Genomic DNA, 13,287 nt, shown 5'->3' with positions numbered 1-13,287 from the left:
CCGCGCAGCTGGGCCGCATCCACGCCGAGGCCGTCAACTCCCTTGCCGAGCACGGGGGTGCGAGCCCTGGCCCGGCCAAACGGTTGCGTGATCGCGCAGACAGGGATCGCGGCTCCTCGCCATACTGGGCTAGGGCCCTTCTCCTACGGAGATCCGTCACAAGGGCCCTAGTTGGGGCCGACCACTGTTCCCTCTCCGAGGAGCTCTCGCATGCGCCAACCGCAGATCCTTGTCCTGGACGCCGCCGGGAGCGACCGGCACGCCGAGGATGCCGAGCTGCGCTCGCGCGGTCCGGCCGCACGCGTCGATGTCCTGGGCGTCGACGCGTGGGCGGTGACCGACCCGGCTCTGCTCAAGCAACTCCTCACCGACGCACGGGTATCCAAAGACCCCCGACAGCACTGGCCACTGTTCCCCGACAAGATCGTCGGCACCTGGCCGCTCGCGCTGTGGGTGGCCGTCGACAACATGTTCACCGCCTTCGGCGGCGATCACCGGCGACTGCGGCGGCTGGTCAGCCCGGCGTTCACCTCACGCCGCACCGCCGCGCTGCAACCGCGCATCGAGGAGGTGACGCGGACGCTGCTCGACGAACTCGCCACCGCTCCTGCCGGTGAACCCACCGACCTGCGCGACCGGTTCGCCTATCCGCTCCCGATCCGGGTCATCAGCGAACTCATGGGGCTGCCCGACCATTCCCAGCCCGGCTTCCGCCGTACCGTCGACGGCGTCTTCGACACCACGCTGAGCCCCGATGAGGCCGCCGCGAACACCCAGGAGCTCTACGCGATCATGGCCGACCTGGTCGCGGCCAAGCGCGCCGAGCCCGGCGAGGACATGACCTCCGTACTCATAGCCACCCGGGACGACGACGGCTCCGCGCTGACCGAGCAAGAACTCCTCGACACGCTCCTCCTCGTGATCAGCGCGGGCTACGAGACCACGGTCAACCTGCTGGACCAGGCCATCACCGCGCTGCTCACCCATCCCCGGCAACTCGCCCTGGTCCGCGAGGGCACGAGCGCGTGGACGGATGTCGTCGAAGAGACTCTGCGGTACGAGGCGCCTGTCGCGAACCTGCCGATGCGGTACGCGGTCGAGGACATCGAGCTGGCGCAGGGGCTCGTGATCCGCCAGGGCGACGCGATCCTCGCCTCCTACGCGGCAGCGAACCGGCACCCGGACCTGCACGGCCCGAGTGCCGGCTCCTTCGACGTGTCCAGGGCGAACAAGACGCATCTCGCCTTCGGCCACGGCGTCCACGTCTGCCTCGGCGCGGCTCTGGCCCGGATGGAGGCCGAGACCGCGCTGCGGGGGCTGTTCACCCGCTTCCCCGACCTCACTCTCGCCGTCCCCGAATCCACACTGCGCCCCGCGGAGTCATTCATCTCCAACGGCCACCGGGAACTGCCGGTCGTCCTCCGGCCACTTGCGGAGAACTGAGTCCTCGGCGCTGCCGCCTGTGGAGGAGCAGCGGTCGTTCGGGCCGGCCACCCGCCAGGCGGCCGGCCCATATACGTGCATATCCGGCTACTGCCGTCCGTGGCACCGGAGCGTGACTTCGCGGGGTCCGTTGAAGGGTGCCAACGACAGCACCCTCTTCGGCGTACGCAGCCCCTCGTTCTCCGCGAACAGCTGCCGCGCCGCCGTGAAGGGAACGTCGTCGCTCACCACCAGCGACGTCCGGTCGTACAGCTCACGGGTCGCGGCCGTCATCTCCCTGTCGCCGCCCGTACCCGTCCCCCAGGTGTCCCACAGCAGTGTCTCCACCTTGTTCAGCGCCGCGAGGTCGACGCGGATGTCGTGTGCCACGAACCACTCCCCGAACGTCGGCCCCACCTCCGGAGGATGGAGTCCGAAGGTCCTGGGGTCCGCTTCGCCCGCCCGGATGGCCCGCCATGCCTTGCCCGCGACCAGAGAGCGGCCGGGCCGGCCGGCTGCAGGTCGGCGAGCAGCCGGCCCCGCTCGTCGTCCCAGTACTCGGTGACCATGTGGTCGCCGTGGAATCCGTCCGGGCCGAGGTAGTCGGCGAACCCGGACCGCAGCCGCGCGGGTATCCCCGCGTGGCGCAGGAACGAGACGCCGACGAACCGGTCACCGACCTCGCGCCGCTGCGTCAGCGGGGCGACGTTCCGCTCGACGATGATCCGCAAGATGTCGTCGAGGTAGCGCGTCTCGGCGTCGTTGTGCGGACGAGCCTGCGGAATGACATGGCCGAACGGTTCGCCCTCCAGGCGATGGACCATCAGATCCCTTACGACGCAGGCAAGTTGAGACCGATCATCCGGCAGGCCGACGTAGAGCCGGCCGAGGCCGTCGGGGTCTGAGTAGACGCTCTGCGCGGCACAGAAGGCGGCGGCGTCCCGTGCGAGGCGAGCGGCTGGCATGACTGGCCCCCCAGAAGACACCGGTTACTCGTCCCATGGCTGGGCCGAGGCATCTCACCGTGTCAAAATCCCCGCTGAAATGTCCAGATTTCTCGCGTTGCTCAGATGACCACCACCCGGCGCCCTCGCGTGTGTCCGGCCTTGCTGTCGATGTGGGCCGCCGCGGCTTCGGTGAGCGCGTACGACTTCTCGACCGGGATGCGGAGGCGTCCCCGCTCGATGAGGTCGGCGGCCTCGGCCAGTGCGTCCGGCACGCTCCCGGCCGTGCCGGAGAACCGGACACCGAACCTCGGCGCGTCGAGATCGGCGATGGAGATCACCTTCCGCGGGTCCCCGGTCAGCTCGACGAGCTCGCGGATCACGCCCGAACCGGCCAGGTCGAGGGCCGCGTCGACCTGGCCGAGCTGCCGCACGCGCTCGACCCAGCCCTCGCCATAGGTCACGGGGAGAGCGCCCAGGCTCCGCAGATAGTCCTGGTTCGAGGCGCCGGCGGTGCCGATCACCTTGATGCCGCGGTCCCGGGCGATCTGCAGCACCGCCGATCCGACTCCCCCGGACGCGCCGCTGACCAGCAACGTCTGGCCGGGCCGGACAGTGACCTCGCGGATGACGCGCAGCGCGGTCTCCACCACGGAGGGGTATCCGGCGGCCTCTTCGAAGCTCAGGCCCTCGGGTATCCGCGCCCAGGCCGACAGCACGGCGAACTCGGCGTAGGTGCTGGACCCTTCGCCGAAGACGGGGTCGCCGGCCTCGACCCCTTCGACGCCCTCGCCGACCTCGTCCACCACCCCGGCGGCGTCGAGGCCGACGCCGGAGGGCAGTTGGGTCGGATGGGCTCCCAGTACCTGGCCTTCACGGATCCTCCAGTCGACGGGGTTCACGCCCGCCGCCCGTACCGCGATGCGTACCTGGCCGGGGCCCGCGTGGGGCTCCTCGGCAGCGATGAGTTGCAGAACGTCCGGACCGCCGAACTCGGTGAAGCTCACTTTCTTCATGCGCCAGACCCACTAACAGTTAGCGTTTTGGAACAGATACAGTTTTGTGACTGATAGCGTGCGGGTATGACCGTGCCGACCGGACGCCGCGAGCGCAAAAAGGCCGCGACCCGCCAGAAGATCGCCGACACCGCCATGCGGCTCTTCCTGGAACACGGGTACGACGCGGTGGGCATCCGCGAAGTGGCCGCCGAGGCCGACGTGGCCGTCACCACGCTCTTCTCCCACTTCGCCTCCAAAGAGGCCCTGGTGTTCGAGCAGGACGAGGACTTCGAGCAACGCCTCACGCGGGCGGTCACCGGCCGGGCGCCGCACGAGCCGCTCATGCCCGCGCTGCGCCGCGAGATCCAGGCCCTCGTACGACATTGCACGGCGGACAGCGCCGCCCCGACGTGGCACATGATCGACGCCTCGCCCGCCCTGCGGAAGTACGACGAGTCGATGCGGCTGCGCCACGCGGAGACGCTGGCCGCGGCCATTGCCGCCGATCCCGAACTGTCGCCGACCGCAACGGCGAGCCGTAGCATCGCGAGGTTCGTGATCGACGCCTACGCACTGGCCCGGGAGGCGGCGGATCCCGCGGCCGCGGTGGACGAGATCTTCCGGATGATCGAGGCGGCCTGGGAGGTCGCCTGCCCTTCTCGACCTGCGTGAGGGGCTGTTCGTCCAGACATGTGCGTCGCCGCAACGCCGCGGCCGCCGGCACGCGAGGGGGCCGGAGCCCGTGTAACCGGCTTCGGCCCCCTCCGCGTCCCGGCGGCCGCGTCAGCTTTCGCGTACCGCCATCTCACCGAGCAGCGACCAGTCGTCCTGCGGCACCTTCACGTTGACGATCCCGGGCGTCGCGGCGAGATGGGGCGGCAACGTCCGCTGCGCCGCCTTGAAGTGCTCCGAGCCCACGTGTGCCGCACCGGCCTCGTCGTCCCGGAAGGCCTCCACCAGGACGTACTCCGCCGGGTCCGCGATGCTGCGGGACCAGTCGAACCACAGGCATCCCGGCTCGGCGCGCGTCGCCTGCGTGAACTCCCGCACCACATCGGGCCACCGGTCGGCGTGCTCGGGCAGGACGCGGAACTTCACGGTGATGAAAATCAAGGATCCACTTCCAATTCTCGTTCAGGGAGGGGGCGTTCGGGAGGGGTCACGGGGTGAGGATCGCCCGGCCGCGGATCCGGCCGCTCCCGAGATCGTCCAGGGCGTCCTGGAAGCGGTCGAGTGGGTACTTGGCGGTGTGCAGGCGCACGCGGCCCTGCGCGGCGAGGACCATAAGCTCGCACAGATCGTTGTAGGAGCCGACGAGGTTGCCGATGAAGTTGATCTCGGCGGAGATGATGTCGATGGTCGGGACGTCGATGTTCTCGCCGTAACCCACCACGTGATAGTCACCCGCCTGACGCAGCATGCCGACGCCGTCCTTGGTGGAGCCGCCCTCACCGACGAAGTCGATGACCGCCTCCGCCCCCTGCCCGCCCGAGAGTTCACGCACCCGGTCCACCTGCCCGCCGTCGGCGACGACACCGTGATCGGCCCCGATGGAGACCGCCAGCGCCACCGCGTCGGGATTGCGGTCGACGACGACGATCTCGGCGGCGGTGATGGCCTTGAGCACCTGTACGCCGATGTGCCCGAGGCCGCCCGCGCCGATCACGACGCAACGGTCACCCGGGCGCAGCTTGCGGGCGGCCTTGGCCGCGGCGTGGTAGGCCGTCAGTCCCGCGTCGGCGAGAGCCGCCACATCGGCGGGTTCGAGGGAGTCGTCGATCCGCACGACGCTGCGCGCGGAGGTCTTCAGGTACTCGGCGTAACCGCCGGCCGTGTCGATGCCGGGGAAGAGGTTGTTCTCGCAGTGCACGTCGTCACCTGCCCGGCACGCCCGGCACAGTCCGCAGGTGATCAGCGGATGCACGATGACCTTGTCGCCCTCGGAGACGTTGGTGACGGCGCCGCCGACGGCGTGGACCCAGCCCGCGTTCTCGTGGCCGATCGTGTAGGGCAGGTCCACCCCGGACTTCTGCGCCCACTGGCCTTCCAGGATGTGGATGTCGGTACGGCACACGCCGGCGCCGCCGATCCTGACGATCACGTCGTACGGGCCGGTGATCTCGGGAGCCGGGACCTCGGCCATCTTGAGGTTCTGGCCGTAGCCGACGACCTGGACTGCTTTCACGAGACGTTCTCCTTGCGGGGAGCGGTGGGCACGGGGTCCGCCGTGCGCGGGGCTTGGTCGGCCGCCGAGTGCGGGTACCGGGTGCGGAGCAGGCCGCGGCAGAAATGCGCGTTGCCGTCGATCGACACCCGGACCGCGCGGGCGAACCGCAGCCGGAGCGGGATCTCGCCCGGCGGGTAGCGCCGCCCTTCGTCGTCCACCAGGACCGGGTCGGACGCCGCCACGCCGAGACCCAGCGCTTCCCGTCGCCGCAGCAACGCGCCGGACGCCGCCGCCTCGGGGAGGTCGCCGAGGACCACATCGTGGAGGGCCTCCTCGGTGAGGTCCGGATTCTCGCGGAGCACGAGAGCCAGCGCCCGCTCCATCGCCGCGGCATGGGCCTTGCGGCGGAACGTCAGCCGCAGCGCTTCGAGATCCTTCTCCGCCTCGGCCCCGAACGTGCCGCGGTAGCCCGCGTCCGCCGCGAGGCCGCGATTGATCAGGTCCGAGTCGTGGTGGTCGTCGAGCAGCACCACGACATCCCGTGTCCAGGGCAGTGCCGTCAACGCGTCCTTGGAGTCCGAGGCCATCAGATACGCGAAGTTCGGCGAGCAGAACGAGGTGGGAAGCCTGAGCCGGACGGTGAGCGCCCCGTCGGGGGTCACCAGCACGGAGCGTACGAACCCGAGGTCGGTGATCGGCTCGTCCAGCTCCGGGTCGAAGACGGTGTCGAGGGCCGCGCGAGCGGACTGTTCCCGGCCGTCGGCGGGCATGTCAGGCCACCGCCGTTTCGGCGACGCCCAGGCCGGCCGGGATCTCGATGTCGTACATGGCGGCCGCGTTCAGCCCGAGGATCTTCTTCTTCTGCGCCAGGGTGATCGGCGCGTACTCGGTCATGTCCGCGGGGATCTGGAAGTCGACGAACCGCTCGATCAGCCAGCGGGGTGTCCAGAGCGCGTAGTCGCTGGAGAACTGGATGCGGTCCTCGTCGAGCCAGTAGAGCAGTTCGCCGATGATCTGCGCGAAGTAGCGCGGACGGCTGTGGATGAAGGGCATCGCGACCGCGAGACCGGCGTGCACGTTGGGCTCCTGCGTGGCGATCCAGCAGAAGTCCTCGAGCCGGGGCAGGCCGCAGTGCTCGACGACGAAGTTCATCTCGGGGAACTGCGTGGCCGCCTTGTCGACATCCGCGACATCGAAGGCGTCCCGGTCGAGCGGCCGGATCGTCGGCCCTTTGTGGACGTGGATGTTGTTGATCCCGAGTTCCTGACACGCCTCGAGATAGCGGTACGTCCACGGGTCGTCGAGCTTGTAGCCGCGGCTGTCGCCCTTCCACTCCGCGGTGTACAGCTTCGCGCCCTTGAGCTGGAACCGTTCGGCGTCCCGCCGCAGCTGGTCGAGACCCTTCTGCTCGTAGCGCGGGTCCCAGGAGTGGTTGTACGTCAGCTTGTCCGGGTGCCGCTGAGCGAGCGCGAAGGATTCCTCGGTCTGCCCGAAGCCGTTGCGGTAGAACGCTCCGAGGCGCGCCGGCTGGAAGATGGCGTGGTCGACGTACCCCTCGACGAAGAGGTCCTTCATCAGACGCTCGCCGCCGTAGTAGAGGTACTCCTCGTACGGCCACAGTTCCGATTCCGGGCTCAGGTTGCGGTGGTAGTCGTAGAAGCAGTCGATGAACTGCTTGCCGTGGATGTTGAGTTGGTTCTCGGGGCGCGCGTCCCAGAGTGCGACGTGCGCGTCCACGATGAAGTAGTTCTCGCCGTCCTTGGAATACATCTCTCTCCTCAAGTTCGCGGTGCGCGAGGGGTGTTCGGCCGAACGTGCTCCCGCCGCCGCGTCAGGAGAACTGGATTCCGCCGTCGATCATGACGGACTGGCCGGTCATGTAGTCCGAGTCCGGGGAGGCCAGATACGAGACGAAGGACGCGACGTCCGCGGGCTCCTCGACCCGGCCGAGCGCGATCGCCTCGGCGTACTTCTTGATGGCCCGGCCCTTCTGCAGGCCCTCGGCCTGCGCCAGCCGTTCGTCGATCAGGTCCCACATGTCGGTGCCGACGATCCCCGGGCAGTACGCGTTGACGGTGATGCCGTGGTGCGCCCACTCCATGGCCGCGGCCTGGGTCAGTCCACGTACGCCCCACTTCGAGGCCGAGTAGGTGCCGAGCAGGGCGAACGGGCGGTACGCGACGATCGAGGCGGCGCCGATGATCTTTCCGCCGCCGCCCTGGGCGATCATCTGCCGTGCCGCGGCCTGGTAGGAGAGGAAGACGCCGCGCAGGTTCACGGCCATGACCTGCTCGAACTCGTCGAGCCCGGTGTCGAGCAGCGGCGTGACCCGGGCGATACCGGCGTTGGCCACATAGACGTCGACCCTGCCGAACCGGCCCGCCACCTCTTCCACGAGCGCGTCGGTCTGCTCCTTGCTGGACACGTCGGCGTGCACGGCGAGGGCCCGGCGACCCGTCTTCTCGATACCGGCCGCGACCTCGCCGAGCTCCTCGCCCATGCCGGGGAGGTCGGCGACGGCCACATCGAGTCCGTCCTTGGCCAGCCGCTCCGCGATGCTGCGGCCGATGCCGCGGGCGGCGCCGGTGACGATCGCGGTACGGGTTGCGTTGCCTGCGGAAGTCATGAGTGCTCCTGTGCTCGACGGTGAGCCGCCGCACCCTTCGTGCGGTGCTGACCCTCAGCGTGGGGTCGGGGAGCGCCGTCGAGTTTTTCAATGTGGAACACACCTGGCCCGCTTCCCGATCAGAGCGCGTTGAACGCACGGAGAAGCGATGGCGAACCACCCGTTGACAGCTGCAAACCCGTTCGTAATATGGCGGAAACACGCTCATCGGAGGCGCCATGCCCAGTGATCGCACAGCGCGGGACCGGAACATCGCACGAGCGCGCCTGCAGTTCCTCGAGAGCGCGGACCCGCCTGCGCCGATCGTGCCCGAGGGCATCCGTAACTCCTGGCAGCGTTCCAAGTACCTGGGGATCGGCACGGACGAGGTGGTCGTCCCCTACCAGCCGGACTACGACCGGGAGAGCCGCCTGGTACGCGCCGCCACACCGGTCCTGGACCGTCTGGAACAGGCGCTGGCGGGTTCGGACGCCTGCGTGATCGTGACGGACCGGAAAGGCTGGGTGCGCGACCGCCGCGTCGGGGAGAAGCGGCTCTCCGCCCACCTGGACCGGGTCCACCTGGCGCCCGGCTTCAACTACGCCGAACAGTTCGTCGGCACGAACGGCATCGGGGTCGCGCTGGAGGAGCGCCGGCCCAACGTGGTCCTCGGCACCGAACACTTCAACGAACGCCTGCAGAACGTCTCCTGCGCGGCCGCCCCGATCCGCAATTCGGTCACCGGACGCGTCGAGGGAGCCATGAACCTGACCTGCTGGAACGGACCGGCGCGCACCCTCATGGCAGCCCTGGTGCAGGAGGCCGCCGGCGACATCGAGCGCGTGATGTACGAGTTCAGCAGCTCGCACCAGCGCGCCCTGATGGAAGCCTTCCAGCAGGTGACCCACTACGGTGACCGGCCGGTGCTCTGTCTCGGCCAGGATCTGGTGCTCGCCAACTCCGCGGCCTCGGCGCGGCTCACCGGCGCCGACCACCGGCTGCTGCACGAGGCCGCCGCCGAACTGGGGCACGCGCCGCGCACCCGCAAGGAGGTACAGCTGACCGGCGGAGAGACCGTGCTGATGCGGTGCCGCCAGGTCGACAGCTCGGCGGGCGCGGCCGGGTACCTGCTGGAGCTGGCCTTCACGGACCACCGCTCCGACCGGGACCGCCCCCGTGCCGGCTTCAGCTACGGCTCCCGCTCCCGGGAAGCGCAGGACGCGGGTAGGCCGTGGCCGCTGCCGGGACTGGCCGGCACGGACCCCGCCTGGAACACCGTCTCCCGGACGGTGTCGCGCTGTGCCCGCACACGCACGCCGCTCCTGCTCCACGGCGAGACCGGAACAGGGAAGACCGCACTGGTCCGTGCCGCACACGCCCTCACCGGGGCGACCTCGGTGCCCGTGATCGTCGATGCCACGGACCCCCGGGCCGCCGACGCCGGACCCGACCTGCCGACCGGCCTGCGCGCGGCGCCCGCCGGGCCGGGCCGCGCCCTGATCCTGCGCAACGTCGACGCCGTTCCCTCCGACCAGGGGCCCGCCGTCGCCCGGGCGCTTGCCGCCGCGGCGGCACAAGGCACCTGGGTCGTGGGCACGCTGCGCAGCGCGCCAGGTGTGCCGGAACCGCTGAGGCGCTGTTTCGTCGAGGCGGCAGCCGTACCCGCCCTGCGGCACCGCCTCGACGACCTCCCGGCCCTGGCCGACTGTCTGCTGCGACGCATCGGCGCGGGCGTGGAGTGCGCACCGGAGGTGCTGCCCCTGCTGCGCCGGCACGACTGGCCCGGCAACATCCGCCAGCTGGAACACGCCCTGTGCCAGGCCGCCGCGGGCCGCCGCACGTACCGGATCGAACTCCGTGACCTGCCCCCGTCCCTGCACAGCGCGGGCAGCCGGTCCCTCAGCGCCTGGGAAGCGTCCGAACGCGACACGCTGGTCCAGGCCCTGCTGGAGGTGGACGGCAACAAATTGCTGGCGGCACAGCGGCTCGGCATCTCCCGTACGACGATCTACCGCAAGATGCGGGCCTACGGCATCACGCTCCCCGCCCGCCCATGAGACGGGCGTTTCGTGGGCGGTGCGCCTCGGCGGAGCGGTGTCGCGCCCATTGCCGCGGCCGCTCCGCCGGTCTCGGCAGCACCACGAACGCCTCGGCCTGCAGACACGCCCGGCCGGTGCGCGGGAGGTCGCGGGCCGCCGGGTAGGCGACGAAGCGGGGCTGCCACTGCGGGCGGAACTTGGCGTTGAAGCGGTACAGCGACTCGATCTGGAACCAGCGCGACAGGTCGGTGCGGTCCGGAGTGCCTACGCGTCGGCCCCGTACGTCCCGTACTCAGGACGTCCTGTCGATTCGTACACGTGGATCGCCAGCCCGCCCGAGGTCGTCTCGCTGCTCAGGAGCCGCAGACCCGCGGGGGCGCCGCCGTCCGGGAACAGGCGGCGGCCGCTGCCGACGACCACCGGGGCGATCGCGAGACGCAGTTCGTCGATCAGGCCGGCTGCCAGCAGAGACTGGGCCAGCCTGCCGCTGCCGTGGACCTGCAGATCGCGGCCGGGCCGCCGCTTCACTTCGGCGACCCGGGCGGGGATGTCGCCGGACAGGATCGTGGTCGGATCCCACTCGGCTTTCGCCAGACTGTTCGAGGCGACGTACTTCGGCAGGCCGTTCAAAATGCCGGCCGCCGGGTGTTCGGTCATCTTCGGCCAGTCCCGCGCGAAGTTCAGGTAGGTGCGACGGCCGAACAGGAACGCGTCCGCCGTGCCGAGCCACGTGTCGGCCAGCCGTTCGAACTCCGCGTCCAGGTGCGGCACGAACCAACCGCCCTGGGTGAACCCGTCACTGGTGTCCTCGTCCGGGGACCCCGGGCCCTGGTAGACGCCGTCCAAGGACAGGAACTCCTGCACTACCAGTCTCATCGCGCACCGCCGCTCTCTATTGGGCAGGGGACGCTCTCCCCTCACTCCCCCTGGACATCGTGCCGCACGAAAACTCATCGGTCGGCCTGATTCAGAGGGCGAAATTCCGTGGTGGCGGGGCTGATGAAGGTGCCACACTGAGCCCTGCGAAGGGGTGTAGCTCAGAGGCCAGAGCGCCGGTCTCCAAAACCGGATGCCGCAGGTTCGACTCCTGCCACCCCTGCCACAGCCCGCCGGAGTCCGTCCGGCGCAAGGGCGGTCGCCCAGAGTTCGGCTGACCGCCCTTCGCGCTGGTGCGGCTTACTTGCCCTTGGCGGCTTCCTTGAGCTTGGAGCCCGCGGAGACCTTGACGCCGTAGCCGGCGGGGATGGTCATGGGCTCGCCCGAGGCGGGGTTGCGGCCCTCGCGGGCGGCGCGGTGGGTGCGCTCGAAGGACAGGAAGCCGGGGATGGTGACCTTCTCGTCACCCTTGGCGACGATCTCGCCGATGGTCTCGGCGAACGCGGCCAGCACGGCGTCGGCGTCCTTGCGGGTCACGTCGGCGCGGTCGGCCAGCGCGGCCACCAGTTCACTACGGGTCATGTCGGTGCCTCGAATCACATAGAAAACGTCCTGTTCCCGAGGGAACGGGACAGGTCAAGTCGCCCATGCTGCCACTCGCCACTGACAACGGGTCGGCACCACCCATGTGGCGCCCGTCGTGGCGCCGCTCCGAACCGCCCGGCCGAGGACAGTTCCCGACCTACATCGGCGTTAGCGTCACCGCATGCCGACGACGACACACACGGTGAGCTGGTCCGGGGCGAACACCCGCCGTATCGAGCGCCAGGGCCTGGCCGCACCGGTCCCCGCCTCTCCCACCGCCGTCCCCGACCTCGCCGGGATCATGCTGGGCGCACACGCCCAGGTCCTGTCGGCGGCCGAGCTGTCGTTGGGGCTGCGCATCGAGGGGGCCACGCGCGCCGATGTGCGTACCGCGCTGTGGCAGGAAGGGGCGCTGGTCAAGACGTACGGTCCGCGCGGCACCGTGCATCTGTTGGCCACCACGGACGCACCGATGTGGACCGGCGCGCTCTCCGCCGTTCCCGGCCGCGCCTCTCAGCAGTCGAACGAGATCAGACTCACAGCGGAACAGACGGATGCCGTCGTAGCGGCTGTCGGAGAGGCGCTGTCCGGCGCGGAGAAGACCGCCGACGAGCTGACGGAGGCGGTCGTGGCGCGGACCGGGAGCTGGGCCGGTGACCTCGTCATGCCCGCGTTCCAGGGCATGTGGCCCCGCTGGCGCCAGGCGATGCACACGGCGGCGCACCGCGGGGTGCTCGCCTTCGGGCCGAACCGGGGGCGGCAGGTGACGTACACGAATCCTGGTGTGGCGCCGATGGAGCGGGGCGCCGCGCTCGCCGAGCTCGTCCGCCGCTATCTGTACGCGTACGGCCCGGCCACTCCTCAGCACTTCGCCAAGTGGCTGGCCGCACCGAAGAGTTGGGCGACCGCTCTCTTCGCTGAGCTGGCCCGGGGCGCGGTCGTCGAGGAAGTGCGGTTCGAGGGCGTCGGGTCGGCGTGGGTGGCAGCCGGCGACACAGAGTTCCCGCAGCCGGGAGAGGAAGCCGCCGGTGTACGGCTGCTCCCGTACTTCGACGCCTTCGGGATCGCCTCCCAGCCTCGCGAGCTGCTCTTCCCGGGGAGGGCCTTCGAGCGGGCGCTGGCGGGTGGCCAGGCCGGAAATTTTCCGCTGCTCCTCGTGGACGGGGTGGTGGCCGGTGTATGGCACCAGCGCCGTGCGGGCAAGCGCGTCGCGATCACGGTCGAACCGTTGCGCAAGCTGACGGCCGGGCACGTGGCGGAGGTGGAGCGCCAGGCGGAGCGCATCGGCGAAGTCGCCGAAGGTCAAGCGGAGTTGACTGTCGGCACGGTGACAGTGGGGCCGCACGCATAGGTGGGCACCGCCCCGCTGCAGCGTCCTCGCGCGACCTCGATCTTCCCGTCGAAGCCGCCGGCCCGGCCCCGCGGAGTGGTGCCCGAGCGGGGCTTCCGGCACTCCATCGGAATGTGCAAAAGGAGTGGAGTGGGCCGGGGCAGCGTTTGTGAGGCCGTTTCGCCCGTTACTCTTCGCAGTGTCTACGGCGCCAGATAGCGGGCGCCGAATATTGGAGGAAACGCTTCATGCTGATCGCTCAGCGTCCCTCGTTGACCGAAGAGGTCGTCGACGAGTTCCGTTCCCGGTTCGTGATCGAGC

The 13,287-nt window shown here is 70.0% G+C and carries 14 protein-coding genes, 1 tRNA gene and 1 pseudogene; 5 read left to right on the top strand and 11 right to left on the bottom strand.

Annotation, left to right across the window (positions count from 1 at the left end):
• Positions 1-210: 210 nt before the first annotated feature.
• Complete coding sequence (locus tag AB0J02_RS43280) at positions 211-1,443, top strand: cytochrome P450 (RefSeq protein ID WP_363199424.1); 1,233 nt, start codon at positions 211-213, stop codon at positions 1,441-1,443.
• Positions 1,444-1,530: 87 nt separating this feature from the next.
• Here AB0J02_RS43280 and AB0J02_RS43275 read toward each other — a convergent pair whose 3' ends face one another.
• The 3 genes from AB0J02_RS43275 to AB0J02_RS43265 form a co-directional block, all read right to left on the bottom strand.
• Positions 1,531-1,812: a hypothetical protein gene (locus AB0J02_RS43275; RefSeq protein ID WP_363199423.1), complete on the bottom strand. Its 282-nt coding sequence runs from the start codon at positions 1,810-1,812 to the stop codon at positions 1,531-1,533.
• Positions 1,776-2,387, bottom strand: a complete 612-nt coding sequence (locus AB0J02_RS43270; protein ID WP_363199422.1) for a hypothetical protein — start codon at positions 2,385-2,387, stop codon at positions 1,776-1,778. The genes AB0J02_RS43275 and AB0J02_RS43270 overlap by 37 nt, the downstream gene beginning before the upstream one ends.
• A 101-nt stretch (positions 2,388-2,488) precedes the next feature.
• Positions 2,489-3,382: an NADP-dependent oxidoreductase gene (locus AB0J02_RS43265; RefSeq protein ID WP_363199421.1), complete on the bottom strand. Its 894-nt coding sequence runs from the start codon at positions 3,380-3,382 to the stop codon at positions 2,489-2,491.
• A 66-nt stretch (positions 3,383-3,448) separates the two neighbouring features.
• Between AB0J02_RS43265 and AB0J02_RS43260 the strand changes: the two genes are divergently transcribed.
• Positions 3,449-4,036 (top strand): helix-turn-helix domain-containing protein, encoded by a 588-nt coding sequence (locus AB0J02_RS43260; RefSeq protein ID WP_363199420.1) that lies wholly within the window; start codon positions 3,449-3,451, stop codon positions 4,034-4,036.
• Positions 4,037-4,147: 111 nt separating this feature from the next.
• Here AB0J02_RS43260 and AB0J02_RS43255 read toward each other — a convergent pair whose 3' ends face one another.
• The 5 genes from AB0J02_RS43255 to AB0J02_RS43235 form a co-directional block, all read right to left on the bottom strand.
• The gene (locus AB0J02_RS43255) at positions 4,148-4,477 is read right to left on the bottom strand and encodes a putative quinol monooxygenase (protein ID WP_363199419.1); all 330 of its coding nucleotides are present in this window, start codon (positions 4,475-4,477) and stop codon (positions 4,148-4,150) included.
• A gap of 46 nt (positions 4,478-4,523) precedes the next feature.
• A complete protein-coding gene (locus AB0J02_RS43250) occupies positions 4,524-5,549 on the bottom strand; it encodes an NAD(P)-dependent alcohol dehydrogenase (protein ID WP_363199418.1) in 1,026 nt (341 codons plus the stop codon).
• Positions 5,546-6,301 carry an iron-sulfur cluster assembly protein gene (locus tag AB0J02_RS43245; RefSeq protein WP_363199417.1) on the bottom strand — a complete coding sequence of 252 codons (756 nt, stop codon included), beginning with the start codon at positions 6,299-6,301 and terminating at the stop codon, positions 5,546-5,548. Before AB0J02_RS43245 ends, AB0J02_RS43250 begins: the two co-directional genes overlap by 4 nt.
• A gap of 1 nt (position 6,302) precedes the next feature.
• Entirely contained in the window at positions 6,303-7,301 is a 999-nt protein-coding gene (locus tag AB0J02_RS43240; RefSeq protein ID WP_363199416.1) for an amidohydrolase family protein, read from the bottom strand.
• A gap of 61 nt (positions 7,302-7,362) precedes the next feature.
• Positions 7,363-8,157, bottom strand: a complete 795-nt coding sequence (locus AB0J02_RS43235; protein WP_363199415.1) for an acetoin reductase — start codon at positions 8,155-8,157, stop codon at positions 7,363-7,365.
• Positions 8,158-8,375: 218 nt separating this feature from the next.
• On the opposite strand from AB0J02_RS43235, the gene AB0J02_RS43230 reads away from it, so the two are divergent.
• The gene (locus AB0J02_RS43230) at positions 8,376-10,193 is read left to right on the top strand and encodes a helix-turn-helix domain-containing protein (RefSeq protein WP_363199414.1); all 1,818 of its coding nucleotides are present in this window, start codon (positions 8,376-8,378) and stop codon (positions 10,191-10,193) included.
• Here the strand turns inward: AB0J02_RS43230 and AB0J02_RS43225 are convergent.
• Positions 10,171-10,419: pseudogene (locus AB0J02_RS43225) on the bottom strand (phosphatidylglycerol lysyltransferase domain-containing protein); the annotation flags it as partial. The gene AB0J02_RS43230 and the pseudogene AB0J02_RS43225 overlap by 23 nt on opposite strands.
• 20 nt (positions 10,420-10,439) lie before the next feature.
• A complete protein-coding gene (locus tag AB0J02_RS43220; protein ID WP_363199413.1) occupies positions 10,440-11,051 on the bottom strand; it encodes a dihydrofolate reductase family protein in 612 nt (203 codons plus the stop codon).
• Between the two features lie 150 nt (positions 11,052-11,201).
• On the opposite strand from AB0J02_RS43220, the gene AB0J02_RS43215 reads away from it, so the two are divergent.
• A tRNA-Trp gene (locus AB0J02_RS43215) sits at positions 11,202-11,277 on the top strand.
• Positions 11,278-11,351: 74 nt separating this feature from the next.
• Here the strand turns inward: AB0J02_RS43215 and AB0J02_RS43210 are convergent.
• Entirely contained in the window at positions 11,352-11,633 is a 282-nt protein-coding gene (locus AB0J02_RS43210) for an HU family DNA-binding protein (protein WP_363199412.1), read from the bottom strand.
• A gap of 184 nt (positions 11,634-11,817) precedes the next feature.
• Between AB0J02_RS43210 and AB0J02_RS43205 the strand changes: the two genes are divergently transcribed.
• Positions 11,818-12,987 (top strand): winged helix DNA-binding domain-containing protein, encoded by a 1,170-nt coding sequence (locus tag AB0J02_RS43205; RefSeq protein WP_363199411.1) that lies wholly within the window; start codon positions 11,818-11,820, stop codon positions 12,985-12,987.
• The last annotated feature ends 300 nt before the right edge of the window (positions 12,988-13,287 follow it).

The sequence above is a fragment of the Streptomyces sp. NPDC050264 genome (assembly GCF_040655895.1).
GTDB lineage: Bacteria > Actinomycetota > Actinomycetes > Streptomycetales > Streptomycetaceae > Streptomyces.
The sequence above is the reverse complement of the archived record's forward strand: the minus strand, read 5'-3'. Positions and strand labels throughout refer to the sequence as shown.